The sequence below is a fragment of the Teredinibacter sp. KSP-S5-2 genome (assembly GCF_032773895.1).
Lineage (GTDB): Bacteria > Pseudomonadota > Gammaproteobacteria > Pseudomonadales > Cellvibrionaceae.
In genome coordinates this window covers 3,518,313-3,543,751 of sequence record NZ_CP120416.1, presented here as the reverse complement: position 1 = coordinate 3,543,751, position 25,439 = coordinate 3,518,313, and the positions used below count along the sequence as shown (strand labels likewise).

General features: G+C 43.9%; 25 protein-coding genes and 1 CRISPR repeat array. Of the genes, 13 read left to right on the top strand and 12 right to left on the bottom strand.

The features are described 5' to 3' along the window. The first annotated feature begins 27 nt into the window (after positions 1 to 27). The 11 genes from csy3 (at position 28) to P5V12_RS15150 (ending at position 10,708) form a co-directional block, all read left to right on the top strand. Positions 28 to 1,056, top strand: a complete 1,029-nt coding sequence (gene csy3 / locus P5V12_RS15200; RefSeq protein WP_316953933.1) for a type I-F CRISPR-associated protein Csy3 — start codon at positions 28 to 30, stop codon at positions 1,054 to 1,056. Between the two features lie 5 nt (positions 1,057 to 1,061). Beyond that, complete coding sequence (gene cas6f / locus P5V12_RS15195) at positions 1,062 to 1,700, top strand: type I-F CRISPR-associated endoribonuclease Cas6/Csy4 (RefSeq protein WP_316953932.1); 639 nt, start codon at positions 1,062 to 1,064, stop codon at positions 1,698 to 1,700. Positions 1,701 to 1,932: 232 nt separating this feature from the next. After that, a CRISPR array of direct repeats spans positions 1,933 to 4,420; the repeat unit is 28 nt; unit sequence GTTCACTGCGACACACGCAGCTTAGAAA. Positions 4,421 to 5,038: 618 nt separating this feature from the next. After that, entirely contained in the window at positions 5,039 to 5,503 is a 465-nt protein-coding gene (locus P5V12_RS15190) for a PABP-interacting PAM2 motif-containing protein (protein ID WP_316953931.1), read from the top strand. A gap of 119 nt (positions 5,504 to 5,622) precedes the next feature. Further along, entirely contained in the window at positions 5,623 to 6,030 is a 408-nt protein-coding gene (locus tag P5V12_RS15185) for a YchJ family protein (protein WP_316957440.1), read from the top strand. 103 nt (positions 6,031 to 6,133) lie between these two features. Continuing rightward, positions 6,134 to 6,469, top strand: coding sequence for a hypothetical protein (locus tag P5V12_RS15180; protein ID WP_316953930.1), 336 nt, complete (start codon positions 6,134 to 6,136; stop codon positions 6,467 to 6,469). A 359-nt stretch (positions 6,470 to 6,828) separates the two neighbouring features. Further along, positions 6,829 to 7,461 carry a hypothetical protein gene (locus P5V12_RS15175; RefSeq protein WP_316953929.1) on the top strand — a complete coding sequence of 211 codons (633 nt, stop codon included), beginning with the start codon at positions 6,829 to 6,831 and terminating at the stop codon, positions 7,459 to 7,461. 426 nt (positions 7,462 to 7,887) lie between these two features. Next, positions 7,888 to 8,052 (top strand): MarC family protein, encoded by a 165-nt coding sequence (locus P5V12_RS15170; protein WP_316953928.1) that lies wholly within the window; start codon positions 7,888 to 7,890, stop codon positions 8,050 to 8,052. 73 nt (positions 8,053 to 8,125) lie between these two features. Beyond that, entirely contained in the window at positions 8,126 to 8,722 is a 597-nt protein-coding gene (locus tag P5V12_RS15165; RefSeq protein WP_316953927.1) for a hypothetical protein, read from the top strand. A gap of 34 nt (positions 8,723 to 8,756) precedes the next feature. Beyond that, positions 8,757 to 9,236, top strand: a complete 480-nt coding sequence (locus tag P5V12_RS15160) for a hypothetical protein (protein ID WP_316953926.1) — start codon at positions 8,757 to 8,759, stop codon at positions 9,234 to 9,236. Positions 9,237 to 9,319: 83 nt separating this feature from the next. Further along, positions 9,320 to 9,811 carry a hypothetical protein gene (locus P5V12_RS15155; RefSeq protein WP_316953925.1) on the top strand — a complete coding sequence of 164 codons (492 nt, stop codon included), beginning with the start codon at positions 9,320 to 9,322 and terminating at the stop codon, positions 9,809 to 9,811. 285 nt (positions 9,812 to 10,096) lie between these two features. Further along, positions 10,097 to 10,708, top strand: a complete 612-nt coding sequence (locus P5V12_RS15150; RefSeq protein ID WP_316953924.1) for a MarC family protein — start codon at positions 10,097 to 10,099, stop codon at positions 10,706 to 10,708. A gap of 5 nt (positions 10,709 to 10,713) precedes the next feature. Here the strand turns inward: P5V12_RS15150 and P5V12_RS15145 are convergent, their stop codons facing one another. The 8 genes from P5V12_RS15145 to P5V12_RS15110 all read right to left on the bottom strand — a co-directional run bounded on the left by P5V12_RS15145 (position 10,714) and on the right by P5V12_RS15110 (position 19,584). Next, positions 10,714 to 11,955, bottom strand: a complete 1,242-nt coding sequence (locus P5V12_RS15145) for a glycosyltransferase (protein ID WP_316953923.1) — start codon at positions 11,953 to 11,955, stop codon at positions 10,714 to 10,716. Then, positions 11,952 to 12,521, bottom strand: a complete 570-nt coding sequence (locus tag P5V12_RS15140) for a hypothetical protein (protein ID WP_316953922.1) — start codon at positions 12,519 to 12,521, stop codon at positions 11,952 to 11,954. The genes P5V12_RS15145 and P5V12_RS15140 overlap by 4 nt, the downstream gene beginning before the upstream one ends. Next, positions 12,518 to 13,639: a glycosyltransferase family 2 protein gene (locus tag P5V12_RS15135; RefSeq protein WP_316953921.1), complete on the bottom strand. Its 1,122-nt coding sequence runs from the start codon at positions 13,637 to 13,639 to the stop codon at positions 12,518 to 12,520. The genes P5V12_RS15140 and P5V12_RS15135 overlap by 4 nt, the downstream gene beginning before the upstream one ends. Continuing rightward, a complete protein-coding gene (locus P5V12_RS15130) occupies positions 13,632 to 14,579 on the bottom strand; it encodes an NAD(P)-dependent oxidoreductase (protein ID WP_316953920.1) in 948 nt (315 codons plus the stop codon). Before P5V12_RS15130 ends, P5V12_RS15135 begins: the two co-directional genes overlap by 8 nt. Further along, positions 14,576 to 15,898, bottom strand: coding sequence for a F390 synthetase-related protein (locus tag P5V12_RS15125; RefSeq protein ID WP_316953919.1), 1,323 nt, complete (start codon positions 15,896 to 15,898; stop codon positions 14,576 to 14,578). Before P5V12_RS15125 ends, P5V12_RS15130 begins: the two co-directional genes overlap by 4 nt. Next, entirely contained in the window at positions 15,870 to 16,703 is an 834-nt protein-coding gene (locus P5V12_RS15120) for an MBL fold metallo-hydrolase (protein ID WP_316953918.1), read from the bottom strand. Before P5V12_RS15120 ends, P5V12_RS15125 begins: the two co-directional genes overlap by 29 nt. Next, the gene (locus tag P5V12_RS15115) at positions 16,700 to 17,692 is read right to left on the bottom strand and encodes a 3-oxoacyl-[acyl-carrier-protein] synthase III C-terminal domain-containing protein (protein ID WP_316953917.1); all 993 of its coding nucleotides are present in this window, start codon (positions 17,690 to 17,692) and stop codon (positions 16,700 to 16,702) included. Before P5V12_RS15115 ends, P5V12_RS15120 begins: the two co-directional genes overlap by 4 nt. Positions 17,693 to 17,826: 134 nt before the next feature. Beyond that, positions 17,827 to 19,584 (bottom strand): alkaline phosphatase D family protein, encoded by a 1,758-nt coding sequence (locus P5V12_RS15110; RefSeq protein ID WP_316953916.1) that lies wholly within the window; start codon positions 19,582 to 19,584, stop codon positions 17,827 to 17,829. A 561-nt stretch (positions 19,585 to 20,145) separates the two neighbouring features. Between P5V12_RS15110 and P5V12_RS15105 the strand changes: the two genes are divergently transcribed. Both P5V12_RS15105 and P5V12_RS15100 read left to right on the top strand, forming a co-directional pair. Further along, the gene (locus P5V12_RS15105) at positions 20,146 to 20,715 is read left to right on the top strand and encodes a LemA family protein (protein WP_316953915.1); all 570 of its coding nucleotides are present in this window, start codon (positions 20,146 to 20,148) and stop codon (positions 20,713 to 20,715) included. A 5-nt stretch (positions 20,716 to 20,720) separates the two neighbouring features. Beyond that, the gene (locus P5V12_RS15100; protein ID WP_316953914.1) at positions 20,721 to 21,734 is read left to right on the top strand and encodes a DUF3137 domain-containing protein; all 1,014 of its coding nucleotides are present in this window, start codon (positions 20,721 to 20,723) and stop codon (positions 21,732 to 21,734) included. Positions 21,735 to 22,013: 279 nt separating this feature from the next. On the opposite strand, the gene P5V12_RS15095 is transcribed toward P5V12_RS15100, so the two are convergent. The 4 genes from P5V12_RS15095 to P5V12_RS15080 form a co-directional block, all read right to left on the bottom strand. After that, positions 22,014 to 22,907: a hypothetical protein gene (locus P5V12_RS15095; protein ID WP_316953913.1), complete on the bottom strand. Its 894-nt coding sequence runs from the start codon at positions 22,905 to 22,907 to the stop codon at positions 22,014 to 22,016. Positions 22,908 to 22,959: 52 nt separating this feature from the next. Next, on the bottom strand, positions 22,960 to 23,313 hold the full coding sequence (locus P5V12_RS15090; RefSeq protein WP_316953912.1) for a YidB family protein: 354 nt from the start codon (positions 23,311 to 23,313) through the stop codon (positions 22,960 to 22,962). A 106-nt stretch (positions 23,314 to 23,419) separates the two neighbouring features. Then, the gene (locus tag P5V12_RS15085) at positions 23,420 to 24,250 is read right to left on the bottom strand and encodes a mechanosensitive ion channel family protein (protein ID WP_316953911.1); all 831 of its coding nucleotides are present in this window, start codon (positions 24,248 to 24,250) and stop codon (positions 23,420 to 23,422) included. Between the two features lie 19 nt (positions 24,251 to 24,269). Beyond that, positions 24,270 to 25,415 (bottom strand): OmpA family protein, encoded by a 1,146-nt coding sequence (locus P5V12_RS15080; protein WP_316953910.1) that lies wholly within the window; start codon positions 25,413 to 25,415, stop codon positions 24,270 to 24,272. Positions 25,416 to 25,439: the final 24 nt, after the last annotated feature.

Here is a 25,439-nt window from a genome sequence, read left to right as displayed (position 1 = left end):
GTAAAATATTATTGAAGGATTAACAACATGGCTAAATTAAAAACAGCATCGGTATTGGCGTTTGAGCGTAAACTATCTAACTCGGATGCGATTATGTTTGCCGGTAATTGGGATGAGCGTGACAAAAGTGAAGCATGGCCCGGTATTGAAGTACAAGAAAAGTCTGTGCGTGGCACTATTTCCAATCGTCAAAAGAATGCGATTCAAAGCGACCCGGCAAAGCTCGACCAGGAGGTACAAAAAGCCAATTTACAAACGGTGGATAGCGCTTCCTTACCTTACGATAAGAACACACTAAAGCTGCAATTTAGTTTGCGAGTATTGGGCAATGTGCAACAGCCTTCAGTATGTAATGACCAGGAATATCAGCAAGTACTAGAAAGCACTATTCAAGGTTACATTGCCGAACATCAATTTTCTGAATTGTCTATGCGTTATGCCATGAATATTGCCAGTGGTCGTTTTTTATGGCGCAACCGAGTAGGGGCAGAAGCGGTTGAAGTTCGGGTGTCAGAACCGAGTACGGAAAAAAACTGGAAGTTTGATGGGTACTCTTTTTCATTAAATAGTTTTACGTTATCCGATGTGCAGAAAATGCAGTTGACTGAGTTGGCCGAGGTAATTGAGCAAGGGCTAAAAGGGAATGATTTCGCCTTTTTGAGCGTTGTGGCTTTTGTAAAACTCGGTGAAGGGCAAGAGGTATTCCCCTCTCAAGAATTATTGTTGGACAGCGCCAGTTCTGCAAAAGGCAGAAAAAGCAAAACGCTCTACCAAGTTGAGCAAAAAGCCGCAATGCACTCACAAAAAATTGGAAATGCATTGCGCACCGTTGACACTTGGTATCCTAATACTGAAAAAATTGTTCCAATATCTGTAGAACCATTTGGCTCTGTAACCAGCCGTGGTAAAGCCTACCGCCAGCCAAAAGAAAAAATGGATTTTTATACACTGTTGGATAATTGGGTTTTAAAAGGCGAGCAGCCACCAGTAGAGCAACAGCATTATGTAATCGCTAACCTTATTCGCGGCGGCGTATACGGTGAAAAAGCGGAGTAATGGTTATGAACTATTACCAAGATATTCGCTTGTTGCCAGATGCAGAAACTAATTTGGGCTTTCTCTGGCATAAAGTATTCCAACAAATACATATTGCGCTAGTTGAGTATAAAATTGGGGAGAATCAATCTGCCATTGGACTATCCATTCCGGGGTATAAATTGCCAGAAAAGGGAGAAAAAGAATTTCCACTGGGAGATATTATTCGGCTTTTTGCCAATACTGAAGCGGAACTGGAAACCTTAGGTTTAACCCAATGGTTAATACGATTGGAAGACTATGCCCAGATAAAAACCATTAAGCCCATACCTGAAGTGACGCAATACGCCTGTTTTACTCGCAGGCACATAAAAAGCCAAAAACAAATCGCGGCTAAAACCAAAAAAATGGCGGAATACCAAGCCATAGAAACTGGTGAGCCAATAGAAACCTGTCTGGAAAAGTTAAGCGAAAGTGCGCCCTGCGGTATTTGCAACTTACCGTTTATCCATGCAAAAAGTTTGTCTGGCAACGCAGAAACAAGCGATGGCTTCCGGTTGTTTATTGAGCAAAAACTTTTAGATGAGCCTAAATCTGGCTACTTTACTTGCTACGGCTTAAGCGACAAAAGTGAGGAAAAACAAGCAACCGTACCTTGGTTCTAATTTTCTGTCGGTTTTTTATGATGATGCACCCCAAGCCTGCTTGGGGTTTTGCCGTTATGTTTAGTTTTTATTAGACGGTATTGGTCTTTTTACCTAAAAATACCAATATTTTTTGCTCTTTAAAAATATGTAATTAAATCAATAAGTTACATCTGGTTAAAAAATGATAGGTATTTTTGCCTAAAATTGGCTAACCTCTTGATGTAGCTTATTTTTTGCGTTTATAGTTATTGTTCACTGCGACACACGCAGCTTAGAAATTTTTACTTAAAGAAGACAGGTCGTCTGGTAAGTTCACTGCGACACACGCAGCTTAGAAAAACGCCTTTGCTTTTCCTGAGTTGCTCCTTGAGTTCACTGCGACACACGCAGCTTAGAAAACTTACTCTCGTTGGTGGTGAGCTTGCAAATCGTTCACTGCGACACACGCAGCTTAGAAAGGCATTACAGTGCAAATAATTATGCTTTGGAGGTTCACTGCGACACACGCAGCTTAGAAACGCTATCCAAAACACAGTAAACCCCCACGGGAGTTCACTGCGACACACGCAGCTTAGAAAGCATATGGATTTTAAAACCAAAGTCGCCGGGGGGTCACTGCGACACACGCAGCTTAGAAACTTAAGCGATCAAACGACTGCTGCACTTCTTCGTTCACTGCGACACACGCAGCTTAGAAATTTCGTTGATAGTCAGGATTGCATCGTATGCGGTTCACTGCGACACACGCAGCTTAGAAATGGGGCGAATATTTGGCGAATGGTTATGCAACGTTCACTGCGACACACGCAGCTTAGAAACCGATGCTTATGATTGAAAACTCTCAAATGCAGTTCACTGCGACACACGCAGCTTAGAAAAAACGCATTATTCAACGACTGGAGAGCCCCGCGTTCACTGCGACACACGCAGCTTAGAAACACAAATGACGAAGAAGAACCTATGTACGTCATGTTCACTGCGACACACGCAGCTTAGAAAAATTGCTTCTGTTTGCTCGCGATGAGCATTTAGTTCACTGCGACACACGCAGCTTAGAAACGATGTGAATGGTGACGGTTGTTTAGATATGTGTTCACTGCGACACACGCAGCTTAGAAAGCCAGAAATACCCGGCCAGTGCGAAAGACGCTGTTCACTGCGACACACGCAGCTTAGAAATGCATTGCGGTAACGTTGCTGGCCAGCCCTTCGTTCACTGCGACACACGCAGCTTAGAAACTTATCTCTCCGACAATTACCCGGTCTGGCCGGTTCACTGCGACACACGCAGCTTAGAAACTTATCTCTCCGACAATTACCCGGTCTGGCCGGTTCACTGCGACACACGCAGCTTAGAAAAGAGAGTAGCAAATCTTCCTGCAAAGCTTCTAGTTCACTGCGACACACGCAGCTTAGAAATTCAGATCTAATTTCAAATACATGAAATTCTAGTTCACTGCGACACACGCAGCTTAGAAACTGAAAACGAGGATGGTCGCATGACAACCCCAGTTCACTGCGACACACGCAGCTTAGAAATGCAAATGTTTTTGCAGATCTTCTAGAGAGCCGTTCACTGCGACACACGCAGCTTAGAAATCCTACAACTGGGGCTTTTGAAGTAGTTAGCAGTTCACTGCGACACACGCAGCTTAGAAACCATCGAGAAGTTTTTTAGGCGCAACGGAAAAGTTCACTGCGACACACGCAGCTTAGAAAGTGAGAAGAATACCAACGGAAATGATCACGCCGTTCACTGCGACACACGCAGCTTAGAAAATAGGAGGTACCCGCAATCCCCCGGACCCGCGGTTCACTGCGACACACGCAGCTTAGAAAGGACAGATCCCGCGCCTTCCTCGTCTATCGTCGTTCACTGCGACACACGCAGCTTAGAAATTATTCCTACGCATAAATGCACCGCCCATCAAGTTCACTGCGACACACGCAGCTTAGAAATGTAAGCCAAGCTCCACCGGATAAGTAACGCCGTTCACTGCGACACACGCAGCTTAGAAATTGGGTTGATGCGTTTCACAAAATGGGGCGTCGTTCACTGCGACACACGCAGCTTAGAAAAAAGGCCTGTCGCGTTCCTGGCTTTTTCGAAGGTTCACTGCGACACACGCAGCTTAGAAAATTTAAGCATTCAGGCTTTTTTAAGCTTACATCGTTCACTGCGACACACGCAGCTTAGAAATTAGAGTACGGTGTACCAGCAACAGGACGAACGTTCACTGCGACACACGCAGCTTAGAAATAACTCATAAACTCCAAGCATAGAGCTGTTATGTTCACTGCGACACACGCAGCTTAGAAACCCAATTCTCCGCGCTTCTCTTGTGCGAACAGGTTCACTGCGACACACGCAGCTTAGAAAGTCTGTAACTTCCAGGAGAATAGGAGTATTCAGTTCACTGCGACACACGCAGCTTAGAAAAATCGGAGCTGGAAAACGCGCGGGCGCGGTTTGTTCACTGCGACACACGCAGCTTAGAAAATGTGCCCGGCGATGAGGCCGCGGCTAAAGCCGTTCACTGCGACACACGCAGCTTAGAAAACTATCTAACTGACACTAACGGATGGTTCATCGTTCACTGCGACACACGCAGCTTAGAAATGTTTCGATTACTGCTGGTGGAAATAATGTATGTTCACTGCGACACACGCAGCTTAGAAAGCAGATTTTTTTGCTGTAAGCAAGCACACTGTTCACTGCCGCACAGGCAGCTTAGAAAGATACACAGACATAAAACAAGGCATCAGAAAAGTTCACTGCCGCACAGGCAGCTTGGTTATTTAAATCGTGCTAATCTCGGAGGCGCCGCTCTCGGGCGTCCTGCCCTTCACGGCGTAAGCACTTCCGTGTGCAAAACTGCCGCACAGGCGGCTTAGAAAAGCGGGACATTGATAATTTTGATTATTCAAATGTTCACTGCCGGGCCGTTCTCGGGCATCCATGCCCTTCACGGCATAAGCACATCCATGTGCAAAACAGGCAGCTTAGTAATTTAAATCACGCTAACCTGAAGCTCACCGATCTGGGCGTGCGGCCCTTCTCGGTGTATGTACTTCTGTGTGCAAAATAACCGAATAGAGCGTTGTGAATTTTATAAAACGCAAAGTTTATACGAGAATTGTTTGTCGATGTGCCGCTTATTAAAGACGATCGACTTTTTTTGTAGATTTGGCTATATCAGTGCTTATCTGATATTCGAAACAAGTAAAGCTTTGGTCGCTAATATCTTGATATCTTGTCTATGCTAAAGGGTACGGTTGGCTATGGATAAAAATGTCGTCAATTATATTAATTCAGCACAATTATATAAAAGCAGGATAAATCAGGAGAACGTTTTATGTGCCCAGGTCCAGTACCGCAAAAAGAAACAAAATTAAACCCTAAAGCAAAAGCCTTTGTCCCTCGTAGTCGACAACAGGCATCTACCAGTAGCTCAACGGCCCCGTCCCCGGCCACTATACAGCCTACTCCTATGCCAACTCAGAATCAGGTGGTACGCAGTAATTGTGGTCCATCTCCGAGTATGTCTATTCCGGTGCCTGTTTCTACTTCTCCAAGTGCAGCGTCTGGCCCCACGATTACTGTTGCAATGGGCATGAGAACAGGTGACCCAGGGTATGCGCGTATCTGGACTGTGGAGAATATGGTCTTGGTGTTAGCTGGGATCTATGGCAGTGGGATCAATATTAGGATTGTAGGTAGTGTGCACCAGAATTTTGGTGATGTTTCCGGCCCGCATTTTACCTATGAAATCAACGGTATTCGGTATCATTATTACGTTAACTCTGGAATGATTAGCTGATACTATGGCTGATATTTTTATTTTTTAATATTCGCATGATGTGATTAGGTGTTAGAGAAAATATGCTGTGTTATTGTGGTTCTAAACGTGAATATGAGGAATGTTGTAAGTCTTTTGTGATGGGTGAAAAACAGGCGGAGACGCCTGAACAGCTTATGCGTTCGCGGTTTACGGCTTATTGTATTCAGGATGCTGACTATTTAGTGGATACGCAACACGAGTCTACTCGACATCCAAGTTTAAAACACAGTATTGAGGCTTCTTTTTCTTCTACAGAATGGCTTTCACTTTCTGTTGTGCATAGTGAGCAGGTTGGTGACAACGGAATTGTTGAGTTTATTGCTTTTTTTCAAGATGCCTTGTCTCAAACTGATGCCCCAAAACAGCTGCACGAGAAATCCAGTTTTGTATTTGAAAATAATCGTTGGTTTTATGTCGGTGGGGAATTCTTGCCGGATATTAAACTCGGAAGAAATGATACTTGTTGGTGTGGTAGTGGTAAAAAGCTAAAGAAGTGTCATGGATAGGCATAGAGCCCCTTCTTACTTGACGATAAATATGAAAATGTCATTCATAGTATACGTCTTTTGCGTGACTATTCTTTGTTCGTGCTCTCCATCAAAATACAATATGCATCCTTCTAAGCTAGCTGCAGATAGAAATCTAATTTGCAACGAAGTGTGGGGGAATGTTTGTTTAAACGGCATAGATTCAAATTCTAGAGACTTGATTGAAAGCATTCAAAGTTACTACCTGAATAAAATCGATAGGGTTAGAGCTCTTGGTTTTCCTCCGCTAATTATGATTGAGAAGCGTAACCGTGACACTTTTTTAATTGTTGGTGGATTTTATAACTACAATTTTAGCACTCAATATGGACATGCTCTTGAGCTTGAGATAACACTTAAAGAATCAGGTGATGGATTTATATTAGTTAATCTTGATGAGGTATATTTAAGTGATTAATGTCATGCCGAAACACTGCTCTTGAATGGTGTGTGCGTTTATGTTGCAGAGATAGTGCACTCATTTGCTTACAAACTGCATGCAGCGCTAGCTTCTAGAGGTGTAAATGTTACGGTCAAAGGGCCGAGAACATATTTATCGATGTATGCGACGAGGAGGAACGTGCTGGGAGTAAATGGGGAGGCGAAATATTACGATAAACTTATAGAGGGAACTGCTGAGTACTACAATGTCGTTAAAGTTGGTAAGGACGAGTATGTGAGGGTTAAAGATGATTGGGCGACTATAAAATGAATTTCAAAACACTCACCGTAATGTGGATATTATTTTCCCCTCTTGGTACTTACGGAGTAGGATTGATGAAAGAACTGTCATCATTGCCTATCGAAAATTTAATTGAGCGTGCTAAGGCGGGTGATGGTCAAGCTGCATTTGAACTCTACGGATACTATTTTAAAAACGGAGAAGGCGAAGAGGCGAACTACTGGTTAAAAGAGTCAGCGGAAAAATCCGGGTATGTGGGCTCCTATATTCAGTATGCCCTGGTTTTTCGAGAAATGTATCCAGAGATGTCTTCAAAACTGCTGATAGAATTTATAAGGCATGAGAGGAATTCAAGGGATGTTGGATTGGCATACTATCTTCTTTCTAATATCCCGAATGGTGAATCAAGCAAGCTATGCTTTCGAGGGAATTGCAAGTTTGAGTCGGTATTGATGGGCTATTCACCTGCGATAAATGGGTTATTACTGAGTATAGATAGTAAAGATTTCATGGCTCTATATTTAATGTCTACTATTTCTTCGACATTGACGAAGGAGGGAACAATACTGGACAACAGAGTACGAGAGAAGCAGAAAAAGTCTGGGGAGGAGCTGCCACCTGAGGTTCGTCTCGTATTAGATCAAACAGCTGAAGAGATTCAAGGGCTAATCCAGAAAAAAGTTGATATTTCAACTTCTATAGATATCTTGAAAGATGCTTTGAAGTAGCTAGAGAAATGTTCAGGGAAAAAGATGACATCAGTTTTTTTTAGAACAAAGGGAAGGCCCTTTAGTCTGTGAGAGTTAAGAAATAATCAATAAATAGGACATCCACTTTTAGCCCTAGCTACTACTAGGGCTTTTTAGTTTTTACAGTTAGGGTCGGGATCGTTGATGAGCTATGATTACAATAGAGATTAGTTTCAATTCAAGATGATCTGAGATTGTTTTTTGAAGGAGTTCTATAAGCATGAGTTTAATGAAATTAATTCAATCTGCTTTAATTTTTAGTTTGTCTAGTCTCTCTTCTTCAGCGGAACAGGGAGAGAAATATGGTGTTCAAACTGCTATTTAATTACCTGAATACAATGTTTAAAGCCTACATGTCATCTTCAGGAAAAAGCGAATATAGGTGACTTTATAAAAGTATATTTTATGCTTGATCTCACTGAATACTCCAAGTTTTTTATTAGTCTGTTCGCCATTGTGGACCCACTCAGCGCGATCCCCATTTTTATTACGCTTACTCGACAGCAGACGAAGGCGCAGCAGTTAAAAACGGCTAGGTTAACGGCGGTTGAGGGCTACTTCCACGACTGAACAGGATTTAAATTTCGGCAGTCGGGAGATTGTTCTGTATAAAAATCTGTTGGCAGAAACGCAATGGGTTCAAGTGACTACGAAACCGACTGGAATCAGGTACAGAGAGGTTTCTTCAGGTAGTTGGTACCGTTATTATCGCAGTTGCCAGTTGCCAGTTGCCAGTTGCCAGTTGCCAGTTGCCAGTTGCCAGTTGCCAGTTGCCAGTTGCCAGTTGCCAGTTGCCAGTTGGTACTGTGCTGGAACACGTATCGGTCCTCTATATACGGCTTTCTTTATGGGGATGGCTGCTGCAGTATGTGCCGCCATTAATGGCGCGAACTCGCAAGGTATTCTCAAGGCCGCCGTAATTGGTGCTGCAACGGCCTATTTAGGCGCGGTAACTGAGGGGCTTACACGCGTGGCGGTGATGGCGGTCGCAGGTGGAATCACATCCGTGATAAACGGCGGTGAATTTGGGCACGGTTTCTTATCTGCAGGGATAGGTGCGCTCGCAGGGGGGTACATGCCCGAAGGGGCGAATTACGCGCCGCTACGGGTTGGGGTTTCTGCCATGATCGGTGGTACCAGCTCCGCTGCAAGTGGTGGCAAATTTGAAAATGGTGCGGCAAGTGCTGCGTTGAGTGCGGCTTTGACAGAAGGTCTCGCTCATAGTAAGGCTTACAGTTAGCCGGAAGTATAAAGATGAGTCATATGGGGCTCCAGTGGTTGACGTTGTTATTGAAGCCGACTATTTAATCGATCTTGGGGTAGAAGTTCCAGAGCCTAGACTGATTTATGGTCGAAAAAAGAGTCCAGCCATAAAGCAGCGACAAAAGACGGTCGATAATCTATCTAAAGATATTTCGAATACTCCCGGATTACCCGATGACGTATATGAAGTCATGGATACTTACACCATTAATCATGAAGATACATCAAACTTTTCTGGAGTTTGGGAGGGCGACGAAAGCTATATTGGTATAGGAAATGGACAGCCAGGGGGGAAACTAAATTGGAGTGCTGACGGAACCGTCAATGGGGAAGAGATAGTTGATAGTATGTTTCATGAAATTCAACACGGACGAGATCCTGCGTCAGCTCAAGTGGATCACAGAACTCCAGAAGAAAAAAGAGAGTTTCAAGATGAGGTGGATAGGATGAAGGATACGTTTTATGATCGCTGGGGAGATAAGTGGCGTTAGGAGTTTTATGTCTTACTCAAGAAGAGGTTGACAATAAGTGCCAGTTTTGTATCCCAATGAATGAAAAGTGAGGAGGTTGTTTTGTGTTTAATAAACATGTGTGTATCGCTAGCTTTTTAGCTTTAGCATTTTCTGAAAATGGATTCTCTATAGAAGAAGTACAACCTGAAGGTCTTTATTCGAATGTAAAAGTGTGTTCAGTTGCTCCCACCGTTGGATATTTGTCCGATATTGATCTAGATAAAGATGATATAGAGAAAACTGTTTCCAGGGATGAAGCATTACTTGAGATAATGATTAGAGATATTGATTATCGGAGAAAAATGTATAATCAAATAAGAAAGAATAGCTTGGAAAAAGATAAGAATTTAACATTGTCTGAAAGTGTTAAGAAATATAACGGAGGGAAATGGGATGAAATAGCTAATTGTTTATCTGAGGAGTATAAAGATGGTGATAAAATATTTTTTTTTAATAAGAAGTCAATATCTCCAGATGTTTTGGCCGGGTTTGTTGTTGTGCGAAATGGAAAGGTGGTTGTGCAGGTGGTTTTAAAAAATATATATTATGATTGATAAAAATGGATATCTGTTTGCGGCGTGAATTTGTAGCCAACTTTCGATAGTGTCTTGGTTAAAGGTCATAATTTGAAAGTTTTATCTGATTTTTCAGGGTGGGGGATATCTGATAAGTTGTTTTGTAAGAGAGCGCTCTGCTTTTTTGGAAATTGTAAAAAAGATTGCTTACATTATTCGCTAAATAACGTAAGCCTGACCGACTTTATAGTGATGTATAAGTTATGTCTATGTTATAAGTTTTTAAACTACACTTAAAGCAACCCCCTGCTTTAAATGTCTTCTATGCTTGATCTCACAGAATACTCCAAGTTTTTTATCAGTCTGTTTGCGATTGTGGACCCGCTCAGCGCGATACCCATTTTTATTACGCTTACTCGGCAGCAGACGAGGGAGCAGCAGTTAAAAACGGCTAGGTTAACGGCGGTGGGGGTGTTTGCTGCGTTGCTAGTGGCGTTGTTGTTGGGGGAGTGGATTCTGTGGGGCTTGGGGATCAGTATTGATGCTTTTCGTTGCGCCGGCGGCATTGTGTTGCTGTTAATGGGCTTAGAGATGTTGACGACGCCTGGTTATAGCCCAAAGGAATTACAGGCCGCACAGGATGAGTCGGTGGCGTTGGTTCCGTTAACTATGCCGTTGTTGGCAGGGCCTGGGGCAATGAGTGCGGTGATTGTGTATGCCCATCAGTCCAACGCCTATTGGCATTATTTGGCGATTATTGTTTGCTTTTTACTGTTGAGTTTTTCGTTGTGGTTATGCTTTCGTTTTTTGCCTTGGTTTCGGCAGCATTTGAGTGAGCGTACTATTTTAATGTCGACTCGGGTAATGGGTTTGTTGTTAGTAGCCATCGCCGTGGAGTTTATTGCTTCAGGTGTGAAAGGGTTATTTTCGTTGTAATCATACTATTCAAAATATTGATCTACCAATGCCATAAGTTGGTTTTCGTTTGTACTGCGTTGATCTTTAAAGCGTATTACTTGAGTGTGAATACTCGACGAATGAATAAGTCGATTTAATTCTTTTTCCAGTTGATTGCTCTTCTTTACCCATATGGCCAGGTTTTTGGCTTCTAAACGTGCGGCGTGGTCAAACTGATCGTAATCCTGTGGAATCACAAGGCTGGGAATGCCGTGTTGTAAGCAGTAATACATAATGCCTGCACCGCCGTGGTGTATCGCATACTGGTAGTGGTGTATGTGTTCCTCATAATTAATATAGGAATAGTTTATACAGCGCTTATGGCTGGTGTGTATTTGCTTCTTGTGTGCATTACCGCAGGAAAAGTGAAACACATAATTGGGAAAGTGTTCTGCGAGTTGTTCCACTTCTTTATACAAGCTGGCCTTTCGCCAATTCAAGTGTGTACCGAGTGTCACCAGTATGTATTTTTTTCCTGCTTCAAATTTTGGCGGTGGTGTATTTAATTTTGGGCTGTAGAGCATGGGGCCGACAAATTTTGCGGCTTTGGGCCAGGGGCGATCAAATTCTAAGTGTTTGTTTCCGAGGCACAAAATGGTATCTGGCGAATAAATTTGTTCGCTACCATCTTCCCTGTGCAAGCGTGTGATACCCAGTTTGTTTATGGCGCGTTTAAAGCTTAAGAATATAAGTTGCTTAAACATGCGGGTTAATTTACGGCCTAGCCAGTTCCTTACTGAATAGAAAGTATTATTTCCTGTTTTCCAACCGCCAAGGTAGGCCGGGGCACCACCATCGCATTCGATGACGCAGGGTGACGGCATACTGGTCCACCAGGGTATGTGGTATTTTTCTGCGATGGGCCCAATTACGGCTAAGGTGAAATCGGCTATCAGTAAATCTGGTGTGTTGCTTTGGTATATGGTGTCGAGTTCGTGGTGCAGTTGCTGAAAAAAGCGAAAGACCTGTTTGAATTGTTGGGCTAATTTTATTGGGGAGCTGCCGATGGATTGGTCTGGGTTGACGCTGGCAAAGAGCGCCTGGTCGTCAATGCTCTCGAATATTACAGGAGTTAACCCCGCTGCGTGAATATCGGTTTTGGCTGCGGCTGAGGAGAGCACTCGTATCTCATATTCCTGTTGCAGAATTTTTCCGATGGCCAATATCGGGTGCAGGTGGCCTTTAAAAGGCGGCGCCAGCAGGTCTATTTTTTTTCTTGGCATCATGGTTTCGTGTGAAGCAGTTGATGGGTTTGCTGTTTTACATAGTCAATGAAGTCTTCGCATTCCAGATAATCCATATGGCCGCAGGGTACGTGTAAGTCTACCTGTTTAAAGAATATTTTTGAGATCCAGTCTCGCGTGCCTTGAATTAATTGTGTTTTGGTTGCTCCGGTTTTATGGGCAACCGGGCCATAAGCAATTATGTGTATTTTATCGAGCAGTGTTTGTGGTAACGTCAAATGGTTAAATATATGCAAGCCGCAACTGCCAGCAAGAATCAGGTATTTGTGGTGGTCTTGCAGTTGTGCAATAAGCTTGTCGCTGTGTTGTTGAGTAAAACGTTTGTTGTAACAGCTCAAAAATTGTTGTGCATTGTTGATGCTGGCTTGCACGATGTTCGCGAGTTTAAAGTCGGAGAGCTGTTGGTTGTAGGGGAAGTTTAGCTCGCTAATACTTGCCCCTTGTTGCTGAATGATGTTTGCCACTTTACTCTGTGCCGGGCTGAGCCCGCAGGATTGCCTGTGACTTTGGCCGGTGAGGAAAAGTGCTTTGACTTTTTTAACTGTCATTGCACATTCCTGAAATCACGATTGGAATGCACATGGTAATACCGGCTGCGCCAGCGGATTTTTTTGCTGATTAACGCATGTGTCATATGCAGGCTTTGTATTAACTCGGATACTAATGAAATAACACCATTAGTTTTGTTGCTGGCGTTCAGCAGAATATGGCGCAAGCTCAGTGTGCATAGGAGCGGAATGGTTGTGAATATGCTCGGTGCAACAAACCCGTTGGCGATAACAAAGAGCAACAACAAAGGCGGCAGGGCATATAACAGTAGAATCAGGGTTTGGTTTTTTATTGATTGTTTAAAAAACAGTATATTGGCAAATAAATACCACCGGTGCATTTGTTGTAAATATTCTTTTTTACCGGAAAGCGATGTGGCGATAATTTGGTTATAGGGGGTTTGGCGTATCTTGCCGTTATTGGCCAGTACCTGTTCGGCCACCGCCAGGTCGTCGGTCAGGCAGGGTAATAACGGCTCGAATCCGCCGATGGATTTAAACCATTCGCGTTCAAATGCATAACACATACCGTTGATGGTAATGGGAGGCATAAACGGCAATAAGGATAAATACGTGGTGGTGGAGTTGTTATTGACAAACGCCGCAAGCAACTTGGTGGCAAAGTTCTCGCCAGTTTGGTATCGCGGTAAACCGGTGGTCAGCTGGTAGTGTGTCAATTCCTGTATTAATACATTCAGGCTTTCTTCCGGCAGAATGGTGTCGTCATCAAGTACAACACAGTAGTCTGACTGGCAAGCCGAAAATGCTTGGGACACTTTAAACAATTTAGGATTAATGCCTTCCGGTGGTTCGGGGAAACACATTGTTATAATATTGGCGGTTGGGTGTTGTGCGATCAACGCATCGACAATATTTTGTGCTTCGTTATCTTTTTCATCCACTAACCAATAAAAGGTTGCACCATGTAACGGTGTGAGGTTGGCGGCCAGTGTTTGAGGCAATTGTGGATCACCACTGAGTATCGGTTGAAAAATACTGATTTTTTTTCGGTCGCAGTGCGCAGTATTTTTAGGAAAATTTTCTCGGTAATGCCGGGCACTTAATACTTTAAAGCCGACTATGGCGATGTAGACTAAGCTGACGATAATGCTAAGCATGGTTTTGTTGCCATTGTATAAACTGGGTTATGCCCTCTTCTATGGAAACCGAGGGCGGGCCAAAATCTCGCAGCATTTTGCTGACATCAAATGTTTTGGAGTGGGCAAGTACGCTGACACCATAGCGGGTTAATGGTGGTTCGCCGGATAATCGGAACAGGCGATAAGCCGCTTCAATAACTGTGGCAATACCCATGGCGGTTTCTATACGTAAGGTTTTTTTCGGTTTGGGTAACCCTAGCCGTTCTAATACACTCAACAGTAAGGGTTGCATGGCAATGGGTTCGGCATTGGTGAGGTTGTACTCACCTTCAATGTGTTCGTTTAATGCGGCATGTAACATGTAGTCGGTTAAGCAATCGATATAAATTAAATCCCCGATAACCGGTTCGGGTGTTTTAAATAGTGGCAGGCGTTTTTTCTGTGCCGCTTCCAATATGCGGGGAAATAATACGGTATCCCCCGGCCCAAATATTGCTCTGGGTCGAAGAATAACGTGGCGACCAGAAAACCCTTTGACTATTTGTTCCCCTGCGTATTTGGTGGCCGCGTAGTCGTTAATAAAATCCGGGCCTATGCTGGTGCTTTCCTGAATATTGAGTTGTGCTTCGTCCCGGTAGTACACAGAACTGGAAGAAAGGTAGATCAGTTTGCTTACCTGTTTTTCTTCACAAAAGTTCACGACATTTTGCGTGGCGGCAATATTTTTTGCGTGATATTGCTGTTTGCTGCCCCAGGGGGAAACATGGGCGGCGGCGTGGATCACAACATCCGGCTTAAAGTCCAGTTTGATCGTTTGGCATAAATCGATTTGGCGATAATTGGGTTGCGGTATCGGGCGTCGAGCCACGCCGAGAATGTCCAGGTCGGAGCGAGACGAGAAGCGTTGTAAGAAGTTGCCGCCAACAAAACCGGATGCGCCTGTGATCAGAATTTTCATTGTGTTGCCGCCTCTGTAAAAGGTTTTTGCTTGCAGGATATTCGGCGTCGTTTTTGTGTGATGGTGTGGGTTACGCCGTGACTAAAGTGTATGTCTGGTGCGTGTAAATGCAAGCTGGAAAAAAGCGCGGTTAAATTTGTGTGAATTTGTTGTGGTATCTTTTCTGGTTGTTGCCCATCATAGTGAATATGCAACAGGGTATTTTCCTGAGTTATGGTGTAGTCATCTATGGGGTGCTCACCGAGGTACATGGCACGCCGTATTAAATCGGGAAAAACGGATTTTAGTTTGCCTGTGTTTATACAGGTTAACCACAACATGTCATCGGTTCTGCCTTCAATTTTTTTCAGGCGAGTAAATGAGGAACCACAGACACAGGGGCGTGGGTCTTCAATTAATACATCGTCCAGGCGGTAGCGAATTATTGGCAATGTGCGTCTGTTTAAATCGGTAATGATAGGAATAAAACGACCACTTTCACGGCAAAGCCATTCTTTTTCTACGATCACGATATCTTCATTCAGGTGCAGGCTGCCATGTGTACAAGTAGAAGCCAAGTAGCCTTCGGTCGCTTGATAAATTTCGTGAACCGGTTGTTGAAAGGTGTGTTCCACCTGTTTCCGTGTGGCATCCTCCAGTACTTCGGCAACAGAAATAATTTTTATAGGGTGAATGCCGGGTTTATGTTGGGCAATCATGCCAAGAACATGGGCCGGGGCAATAAGTATATCTGGCGAGAATGCTTCCAGTTCGCTCATTAATGTTTCAAATTGAAGTGTGAGGTCAAAAAAACGGAATTGGATGAGTTTGCCATTGGACGCTTCGTAGAGATTGCTATTTGCCCGTAGGAACAAGGTGACTTTGGTTTGTTTGAAGGTAAATGGAATATTCTTGGCAATAATGTAGCCTGCCCATTGGGCTTGTTCTTCCTGAGACACCATAAAAACGCCCCGCCTTTGGCTGGTGCCGGAAGATAAACCAACGGATATGCCTTTTAGTTGGGGCGTAAAGTCTCTGCTGTGTTCTGCTGTCAATGCGTGGGTTTCGCATTGTTGGAGTGATAGGCCTAAACGGTTTATTGTTGAAAAATGATGTAGAAACTGTTTTTTATCTATTATTGGGTAGGTGTTTAACTCTTGCCCGGTGTAAGAATGATAATACGGTATCGTGTGGCTTACCCTTGCCAGCAGTTTGTTTAATTTTTTCTGTTGATAACGTTTTACTTTCGAACGGTTCGCTTTGGCGAAACGTTTCGCTGTCCAAAACCCACGTAAAAAATACACGATGCGTTCAATCAGCATGGCGAATAAATGCCTCATAGCTGTGGGTGCAGTGGGAGGGAATAATTTGAATATTCTGGTTGCCACTGTGTAGCTGAGTTAAGTTTTGCTGCGTCGCGTAATACTCGCTTGAGTTGTCCAAAATAAGCTTGCTGATGGGGTGGGGTGTATTGCCTCCTTGTAAGGTGTTTATTGACCAGCAGGCGTCACCAATTAAAAAGCAGGAGCTGTTTGGCTGATGGATAAGCAACCCATAGTGGCCGCTGGCATGACCGGGTAACGCAATGGCCAGTAAGCTGCCGTCTTGAAAAAGGTCTTTGCCGGTGGCAAAGGGTGTGAGTGTTTTGCTCAGCGAAACATTTGGACTGTCTTCAATAAATTGTGCGCGTTGCACAAAGTTATTCGGCAATAAAGCGGGCAGATGGCCATGAAGTAAATTGCCAATTCTGGAACGTTTTTGCATGTCGATGAGCGCTTGTCGGGAGCAGAAAAAACGCGCATTGGAGAAATCTTTTAACCCAGCAATGTGGTCGGCATGGAAATGGGAGATAAAAATGTAACGTACATCTCCCAGTGCAATGTTGCGTTGCGCCAGTTGATGGTGCAGGTGTTGCTGTTCGCTGAGATGCATTGGCGTGACCCAACGGTAAAGACGCTCGGGAAAAGGCTGTGTAGCGTCAGTAAAATGTGGTGCATAGCCGGTATCAAACAAAATAACACCCTGAGTGGGGTGTTGGAGCACTCCAACCACGGCGGGAAATTGCACCGGTTTCCAACTGCCACCCCGAACGGCTATCGCTTCCGGGTGGCAACAATAACCCACTTTAAGCAGTGTTAATTTCATAGCTGTAAAATGACTCCGCCCAGGCTTAAACCTGCGGATGTGCCGATGAGTAATATTTTATCTCCGGTGCGGGCTTGCTGGCTGTGCAGTAATTCATGTAAGCCGGAAGGCAGTGACACCGCAATTTGGTTGCCCCGGTCTTTGAGTAAATGAATAATTTTTTTACGATCAATGGCGAGTTTATTGATTAAATGCTCCAGAGCTAAGCCACTCGCCTGATGAGGAACAATCCAATCGATGTCTTCCAATGTTAAGTTAGCTTGTTTAAAAAGCTCGACGCAAAAACTGTCAATAACTTTACTGGTTGCTTTGAAGAGTTTTTTCCCCTGCATTTCAAAAAAACCGTAGGGCGTGTAATCGCCCTGAATTTTGCTCGGGTGGTGCAGGCTGCCGCCGCCTCGAATTTGGCAGAGGTCTTGCGTGTGGTTGTAGGTTTTAAATTGGGCAGCCAGTATTTTACTGTGCTGCTCCGCATGCGCTTGCCCCAGAATAATCGCCGCTGCGCCATCACCAAATAGTCCGGCGGTTTCCGGTTGTTGCCAGTTTAACCCTGGCGACGCAATGTCGCTGGACACGATGATGATATGTTTATGCTGGCCAGTGTGTAACATGCTGGCGGCGAGGTCCATTGCCACCAGAGCACTTAAACAGGTGGCGTTGATATCGAATGCAGTGATGGGGGTATCGCAGTCAAGTTGCGCAAGAATGTTGGCCGCATTGCAGGGAATGGCCTGCTCCATGGTGCCGGATGCAGCGATGATGCAGTCGATATCGGTAAGTTGCAGTTGCGCTTTGTGTAAGGCCTGTTGAATGGCCTTGGCCGCAAGCTCTGATGCACTTTCTTCCTGGGCATAATGACGATAGTGTACCCCGGTTTTGCTGGCCACGGTGCCATCGGGGAAACCATGTTGTTGGTCGAGTTCCGAAGACGACACTTTGTGTGGTGGCAGAAAAACGCCACTGCCGAGTATATTGAGTTTGCGGATCACTGCAGGCTCCTATGGCTGAACCTGCTGATTCTACTGGATAAAAAAAGTTTAATAAAACTCCGCTGACAGGGCCGGGGTACCCGGCCTGTCGCGATGATATTGAAGGGGGCGAATTAATTACCGTGAAAAGGGGATCAGGCGATTTTATTTTCACCCGCATTAATTGTCAGGTTATGGCTGCGTGCGCTTTGTATGGCGTAGTTTTCTGAAGCGATGGTATCGACAAATAACCATTCTGCCTGACTTTGTTGTTCGGTAAAGGTGACTAGCATCAGACCCCGGTCATACAGGTTGCTGTAGTGCAGGTCGTCAATCAGGATGTTTAAGCCTTGTTCCAGCCCCATTGCGCTTTGCGCGTCCAGCGATAGGTATTTTTCCATACCGGGGGAAGTGACTCCCGGCGTGGCCAGTTCCACTCCCACGGCATCACCATTGGCAAGGGTTAAATTATTGGCCCAGGCATTGTGGGTATCACCGGCCAGTACAATCAGGTTTTTCATTAATTGTTGGGCGTAGTTAAAAATCACTTCACGCTCGTATTGGTAACCATCCCAGGCATCCAGGTTGTAGGGCGCTGCGGTCAATACGCGGGCTTTTTCTGCGTCGGTGACAGTTGGGTCTCCGGCCAGCATTCGGCCTTTGATGGTAACCAGTTCGCTTAAGGCATTGGCCACGGCGCTTGGGTTTTGCCCCAAGGCAAGTAACACTTCCAGGGGGAGGTTCATGCGCCCCATTAATACTTGTTGGCCGAGTACCTGCCACGTGGCAGAAGAATTACTTAGTTCGGATGTTAACCAGTTAAGCTGTTGTGCGCCGAGTAGACTGTTTTGATCGGAAGTGATGGCCGCCATAAACGCTTGCGCATTAAAGCTTTGATCCGGGTTATAAAATTGCGGGTCGGTTAATGAAAGCTGTTTGGTTCTGCCGATTAAACGGGTATCCAACATTAACAGGTTAACCAGGTTGCCCCATTTAAAACTGCGATAAAGGGTTTCGTTATCACCTTGCGCTGCCGGGCGAATAGGGAGCCATTCAAAATAGGCTTGCAGGGCATTGGCTTTACGTGTGGCAAAGTCGCCTTCTTTGGCAGGGTCGTGGTTTTCTGCTCCATCTATATAGGTATCGTTGGCCACTTCGTGGTCATCGGGTACGACGATGAAGGGCACTTTTTGATGCAGTGCTTGTAATCCACGATCAGTTCGATAGAGTGCGTAGCGTTTGCGATAGTCGTCCAGTTCGATCAGTTCAACATCGTTGTCGTCGGGTAAGGCTCGACCGATTTCTGCCGCGTTTTCGGTGGCGTATTCACCCATTTTATATTCGTAGATGTAATCGCCTAAATGCAGTACTGCATCCAGATCATTTAATTTTTCCGCTTCGGTGTAGGCGTTGAAATATCCTGTGGGGTAATTGGAGCAGGAGAATACGGCAAACTTAACCTGGTTGAGAGACGCTGAGTCGCTGGGTAATGTTTTGGTTTGACCGATGGCGGATGTTTTACCGTTGGAGGTAAAGCGGTAAAAATAGTCTGTTCCGGCAGCCAGGTTTTGCACATCTATTTTTAAGATAAAATCCGTTTGCTGATTTACGGTGTGAGTTCCGTTGTTCACAATATTGCTGAAGTTTTCATCGGTGGCGACTTCGAAGCTGATTTCCAGTTCGGTGTGCGTTGTTGTGTCTTCGGGCAGGGCGCGTGTCCAGATGATTACGCTGTCGGTTAATGGGTCGCCACTGGCAATGCCATGTGTAAAGGACATTGGAATGGGCTCGGGTTGTGGTTCTGGTTGACTATTATCGTCGTCATCGCAGCCGGTGAGACCGGTTGATACCACTATGGTTCCTAACCCTAAAGCCGAGTATTTTAATAAGTTACGTCGAGTGATGTATGACACCTTGCCCCCTGAAAACTCTTTTTGGCGAAATCGGGGCATATTAATGAAAGGTTGTTACTTTTTTTTACCAGTTTTATGTCGTTTGTGTGTCATTTAGTTATTGGTGAATATGTACCCAGTTTGGGTTTGGTTTTTATCTTATGTTTAAAAAGTCAATGATGAAACTCTAATAAATTCGAAGTTTAAAAATCACTGAGTATTTAAGTTGTATTGAATTAGGAGATACAAAGAGCATTAAACACCTAATGACTGGTAATGACTGGTAATGACTGGTAATGACTGGTAATGACTGGTAATGACTGGTAATGACTGGTAATGACTGGTAATGACTGGTAATGACTGGTAATGACTGGTAATGACTGGTAATGACTGGTAATGAATGTTTTATATAGGAAAAAGATGTTTTATCACAACGTAATGTATTAATAGATATCGCAGTGAGAAGCCTGATTGGTTTTGTTTTATTCTCTCTAGAGAGGGGGAATACTGGTTTTCGCTATCAATATTTTGAGATAAACTCGAATAATCATTGTAATAATTTGAATCTTGGAGGATTAAGCTATGGATATATTCTGGATTGTTGCTGCGGTAGTGATTGTAAGCATTTACCTTTGGTATGTATCAATCGTTACTAAAAAGAATCGAGCATTGGAGGCACTTTCCGGTATTGATGTTCAGTTAAAACAGCGTAGTAACCTTATTCCTAATATTTTAACAATAGCCCAGAAGTTTATGGATCACGAGAAAGCTCTTTTGAGTGAAGTGACTCGCCTAAGAACCGCAGCGATATCTGATTACGATGTAAATGATTCTAGTTCTCTTATGGGACACCTTCAGGCTGCTGGGCAGTTAGACTCAGCTATGGGTAAGCTTATGGTGGCTGTTGAGGCCTATCCAGATCTTAAGTCCGATAGTACTATGCTTCATGCTCAGCAGACTTATAACGAGGTGGAAGCAAATATTGCTGCAGCACGTCGGTTCTACAATACCTCCGTTACTGAGTTAAATAATTCCATTCAAATTTTTCCTGGAAACTTGATTGCAGGTCTGGCTAAGGCCAGCACTATGCCATTTTATGAAGTGGATGAGGTGTCGAAAGCACCAGTTTCTGCGGGCGATTTTTTGAAGTAATTACTATGGAATTACTTCAGCTTTTGTTGAGACGAGATCGCAGAGCCTCACCTGCAACCGGTGTGTTTGAAGAGCAAGCTCCTTATGAAAAAGGGTTTGCTAACCATTATGAAACGCACATCAAACCCCTGGCAATGGAATACGAAGAGAAACGCCGAGCGGCTATTGATAAAGCTAATGTTCGTTTGAAGGTTACATTAGCAGTACTTGTTGGAGTAACTACGTTAGTTCATACCTTGCAGGAAGAAGGAAACTGGCCGATAGCAATCATTTTCTCACTGATTTTTACTTATGGTGTAATGAATCCATGGGTAGTGAGGCCTCTAAAAGAGTATAAAACATCCATTAAGGATCAAGTGTTCCCCAAGATTCTGTCTTTTCTTGGGGAATTTGAATATCGCTCTAGCTGTTCTGATACAGTAATGCAATGGTCAAATACTGGTTTAATACCGAGTTATAATAGAGAAATCAATGAGGACGCCATATATGGGTTATATAAAGGTGTGATGCTAAATCTGTTTGAATCTCATCTCAAAAATGAACGTGGCTCAGGTAAGGATCGTCGAGAAGTAACTGTTTTCAAGGGAATAGTCATAGATATTGATATGAACAAACCCTTTCAAGGAAAGACGATTTTACGAAAAGACAGAGGAAAGGTACGTAATTGGCTTAAGCGAACATTTGATAGGATGGACCGAGTCGTTTTAGAAGACCCCAAGTTTGAGTCAATATTTGAAGTCTATTCGACCGATCAAATTGAAGCCAGGTATTTATTAACGCCTGCTTTTATGGAAAGGATAAACTCCTTGGTTGAACGCATGGAGGGAGAAGGGATTCAGTGCTGTTTCTTAAGCGAAAAGCTTTTCATGATGATTCCACTAACCAAAAATATGTTTGAGCCAGGTTCCGTTTTTGAGTCAGAAGATTTTGTAGATGATGCAAAGAGTTTACTTGCTGATATGAACGATATATTTTCTATAGTCGAGATACTGAAACTCAACCAAAGCACTAGACTATAGCTATCGGACAGACTGGCATTAACCTCTTTGAGAGGTGGAAGTATTCACAGCGTGTCTGCAAAGGCGGAATGATCCGTGAGTCGGTAATGTATCTGCTATTTAAATAGGCCAAATGCAAACCAGAAGTCATTTCTCGACACGCCGTAAATCCATCCGTGGAGGCTCGTCGCCAGCTTCCTTGCTGTCGACGGTCGAGTTTAATGCTTCTGGTTTACGTTCTACTGGTCTGCGGCTTTTTTTCGGATAATAATATCGAATGGATTGAAATCTACCCTTAAATTACAGAAAGCTTTCCAGTTGCTCATTGGGTTCGTCTTCCTCTATTGCGTTTCCCAAAATCGCCATTTGTTGCTTAAAAAACTGTTTCCAGGATTGCGTGTCTTGCGTATGTAATATCACTTCTCCGTTTAAGTGCGTATTCAATAGAGTGGATAAGTACATAAATGTCGGGTGGTTTTCGTTGTGGTAGTGGTGGTTTACCACCTGAAACGTGTCTTCAAAGGCTTTTAATACATTTTTCAGTTGATTGTTTGATTGATACAGCAAGTCTGGCGTGGCTTGCAGTAGGTTGGCTGCAATATAGGAAAATGCCCGACGAGTTTGGGTAATTTTATTCGACGAGGAGTATACCAGAGAGGTAAAGATCTTCTTTTTCAGTATCAATGCTTTCGTATCTGTAATGTCTATATTAGAGAACTTACAAAGCATGTTTTTTACGTAGTCTGTCGAGAGCAAGTATTCCAGGCTATGAATAAATAGCGTGTCGGTAATGGCTTCAATAGGTAGCCCTCGGTAGTTGCTTTTTACCAAATGCCAGGGAAGCACTTCTTTCTTTTCCGGCTTGGATTTGTTGTACAGAATGATTGCATCAGCAATATATTTATTCTTGGTAATGTCGTAGTTGCGACGAGCATTTAGTCGTAAGGTATCACTGCGTTCGAAAAGAGAATAGAACGCGTAGTTTGCACACCACAGATGCTCCAACTCATGTATGTTGAGAAATATTTTTTTGCCCTGGTAGTCCATGCCCGACTTTCCGTTAGGGCTGGAATCCCAGATAATTTCCGGGCTTGAATAACAGGGGTAACGCATTTTTTTGATTAAAAAATTTGGCAAGGATTGGTGGACAAGTTTTTTAATCCTTGCTTGTAGTCGAAATATTGGTGCTGCCATGTGTTCTGCTCCAGAATGAATGTGTGTCAGCTATCCATTTGTTGTTGCCGTGTTATATTTTTTTAATTGATTTCTCAACAATCATTGGTATGGTTTCTGCAAGAATTCTTACGGCTTCTACGGGAGATATTTGAACAGCCGAGGCAAATTCCTGAATTTTTTCTTGTTCTACTAGCAGGAGTACTTCCGCTTCTGTCAGCTTATTATTAGCGCCGTGTGATACCCAGGAGCCCAGTGTGGGAATTAGGTTTTTATGTTGTCGAAAGCGGTTGATAACACTATGCAATAATGAGTCGTTGGGTGATGCGAGTAATAGCTCAGATAGTGCTTGCTTTACTGTGATGAGCGATAAGCTCAGCTGTAAGCGTGTAATCACAAAACTCGCACAGAGTGTCAACGTATCCATGATTCCTCCTTGAATGACTTAAGTATTTCTTCTCTGTTGGTACAGGTTTTTGATCTAGCTGGACCATTGGTTTAGCTCTGGCCCAGCTAGATTCTTTAAGCGGTTGTTATGCCGCTTGTTTGTCGAGATGAACGTCCATTTGCGGGAACGGAATTTCAATACCTTTCTTGTCGAAATTTGTTTTAACCGCTTCGTTAAGATAGAAATATACTGCCCAGTAATCTGGTGTATTTACCCACACGCGGAAAACAAAGTTGACTGAGGAATCGGCCAGTTCCGAAACGCCAATGGTCCAGTCTTTGTCTTTGAGTATGCGGTCATCACTTTGAGCGATGGCTTCAAGTTCAGACTTAACTAGTGCCAGGTCTGAGCTATAGCTAACGCCCACTACCAAGTCAACACGACGTGTTTTCTCCGTTGAGTAGTTGATGATGTTGCCACCCATTACGGCCGAGTTGGATGAGATAACGGTTTTATTATCTGGTGTAAGTAATATGGTAGAAAAAATGGAAATTTCTTTTACCGTACCAGATGTACCCGCTACTTCAACGTAGTCGCCAACCTTGATCGGACGAAATAGTATGAGTAACACACCCGACGCAAAGTTTGCCAACGAGCCTTGTAGTGCAAAACCAACGGCTAAACCTGCAGCACCGATGATGGCAACGAAGGAAGCTGTTTGTACGCCAAGTTGACCCAGTGCTGCAATCACAACCATGGTGTACAAGCTGTAGTAAACAATGTTTTTGGTGAACTGATTAATGGTTGGATCAATTTTTTTCAGTTCCATTGCTTTAAGGCATAGCTTGGATACCCACTTTGCAATTTTTTGTCCGATAATGAATACCGCCAAGGCGAGCAAGATCTTTACACCGTAGGTGACGCTTAGCTCTGTGACGGTTTCAATCAGATTTTGTGTATCTATATCTATGTTCATTGTTTCTCCTTATTGCGCTTTATTCTTGAACTATTATTTTTGTTGCCTTAACTACCGCATCAACGCGACGGTTTTTGGCGCGTCCTTCTGCTGTATCGTTGCTGGCAATTGGATTGGCTTCACCGTAGCCGATGGCTTGAATACGATCTGCGTTAATACCGTATTGCGTGGTTAAAATTTCAGCCACTTTGTTTGCTCGGCGTTGAGAAAGTGATTTGTTGTAGCTTTCTGCACCCATGCTGTCGGTGTAGCCATTAATCACCACATTGGTTTTCGGGTAGGTTTTCATAAATGCAGCGACGGCAGAGATTTGGTTGTTTGAACCTGCACGTACCGCATCGGAATTGTTTTCGAACGTAATGTTCAGTGAAATGCTGACGTCTTTTTCAAGCGTGGCGTAGCAGCCGTTGTCCGTCACCTTGGCGCCAGCTTTGGTGTCAGGGCAAGCATCTTGATTATTTGGAACGCCATCGTTGTCGAGGTCATTGTTAACCGCACAACCGTATTGATTAACTTGTGTTCCTGCTGGTGTACCAGGGCATTGATCTTTGCTGTCAACGACACCGTCTTTATCGCTATCTGTTTCTTTTTGCTTTGCGGGTGCTGCACTTTTCGTTGTGCTCTTGGCACCGAAAAGATAGCTGATTCCGAAATTTAGACCAATGTCTGTCGCATCCGCTTCGGTGAATTTAAATACTCGAACGTCGCTGCGCAGCGCAAGTGCATTGTTTAGCGCGTATTTAATACCAATACCGACATTTGCGAAGGTGTCGTTGTTTTCGTACCAGTTGTGGTCGACTTTTCCATCGCCAATACCAAAAATGCCGTAAGGAGTTAATTTACCGGATGACGTAAAGTCGTATAGTGCATCCAAACGGTACTGTGTATAGTCGGTAGTATTGGAAGAACCTTCGTTGTCCAGCTCTGAGGTGAGATAAGATAACTCCAAACTCCATGGGTTACTGAATTGATAACCTAAGCCTAACGTTGCTGAAATATCATCATCCAGTTGACGATCGCTGTCTGGGAAAATGCCACCAATGGATGGTGCAATGTAAAAACCAGAATTTCTTTCCTGATCTGCCCAAAGTGAAGTTGAAGCCCCTAATAGTGATCCTGCTGCCAAGCATGCAATTGTGCGTTGTAGTAAAGGTTTTTTGTTCATCCTAATTACCCTTTTGTTTTGTTC

Excerpts from the sequence above, each read along its gene's own strand:
- csy3 (WP_316953933.1), top strand. The coding sequence starts at position 28 with ATGGCTAAATTAAAAACAGCATCGGTATTGGCGTTTGAGCGTAAACTA.
- P5V12_RS15185 (WP_316957440.1), top strand. The coding sequence starts at position 5,623 with ATGGGTGAAAAACAGGCGGAGACGCCTGAACAGCTTATGCGTTCGCGG.
- P5V12_RS15080 (WP_316953910.1), bottom strand. The coding sequence starts at position 25,415 with ATGAACAAAAAACCTTTACTACAACGCACAATTGCATGCTTGGCAGCA.
- P5V12_RS15100 (WP_316953914.1), top strand. The coding sequence starts at position 20,721 with ATGGAATTACTTCAGCTTTTGTTGAGACGAGATCGCAGAGCCTCACCT.
- P5V12_RS15095 (WP_316953913.1), bottom strand. The coding sequence starts at position 22,907 with ATGGCAGCACCAATATTTCGACTACAAGCAAGGATTAAAAAACTTGTC.
- P5V12_RS15170 (WP_316953928.1), top strand. The coding sequence starts at position 7,888 with ATGCTTGATCTCACTGAATACTCCAAGTTTTTTATTAGTCTGTTCGCC.
- P5V12_RS15105 (WP_316953915.1), top strand. The coding sequence starts at position 20,146 with ATGGATATATTCTGGATTGTTGCTGCGGTAGTGATTGTAAGCATTTAC.
- P5V12_RS15175 (WP_316953929.1), top strand. The coding sequence starts at position 6,829 with ATGAAAGAACTGTCATCATTGCCTATCGAAAATTTAATTGAGCGTGCT.
- P5V12_RS15140 (WP_316953922.1), bottom strand. The coding sequence starts at position 12,521 with ATGACAGTTAAAAAAGTCAAAGCACTTTTCCTCACCGGCCAAAGTCAC.
- P5V12_RS15085 (WP_316953911.1), bottom strand. The coding sequence starts at position 24,250 with ATGAACATAGATATAGATACACAAAATCTGATTGAAACCGTCACAGAG.
- P5V12_RS15135 (WP_316953921.1), bottom strand. The coding sequence starts at position 13,639 with ATGCTTAGCATTATCGTCAGCTTAGTCTACATCGCCATAGTCGGCTTT.
- P5V12_RS15190 (WP_316953931.1), top strand. The coding sequence starts at position 5,039 with ATGTGCCCAGGTCCAGTACCGCAAAAAGAAACAAAATTAAACCCTAAA.
- P5V12_RS15125 (WP_316953919.1), bottom strand. The coding sequence starts at position 15,898 with ATGAGGCATTTATTCGCCATGCTGATTGAACGCATCGTGTATTTTTTA.
- P5V12_RS15180 (WP_316953930.1), top strand. The coding sequence starts at position 6,134 with ATGCATCCTTCTAAGCTAGCTGCAGATAGAAATCTAATTTGCAACGAA.
- P5V12_RS15145 (WP_316953923.1), bottom strand. The coding sequence starts at position 11,955 with ATGATGCCAAGAAAAAAAATAGACCTGCTGGCGCCGCCTTTTAAAGGC.
- P5V12_RS15150 (WP_316953924.1), top strand. The coding sequence starts at position 10,097 with ATGCTTGATCTCACAGAATACTCCAAGTTTTTTATCAGTCTGTTTGCG.
- P5V12_RS15130 (WP_316953920.1), bottom strand. The coding sequence starts at position 14,579 with ATGAAAATTCTGATCACAGGCGCATCCGGTTTTGTTGGCGGCAACTTC.
- P5V12_RS15120 (WP_316953918.1), bottom strand. The coding sequence starts at position 16,703 with ATGAAATTAACACTGCTTAAAGTGGGTTATTGTTGCCACCCGGAAGCG.
- P5V12_RS15090 (WP_316953912.1), bottom strand. The coding sequence starts at position 23,313 with ATGGATACGTTGACACTCTGTGCGAGTTTTGTGATTACACGCTTACAG.
- cas6f (WP_316953932.1), top strand. The coding sequence starts at position 1,062 with ATGAACTATTACCAAGATATTCGCTTGTTGCCAGATGCAGAAACTAAT.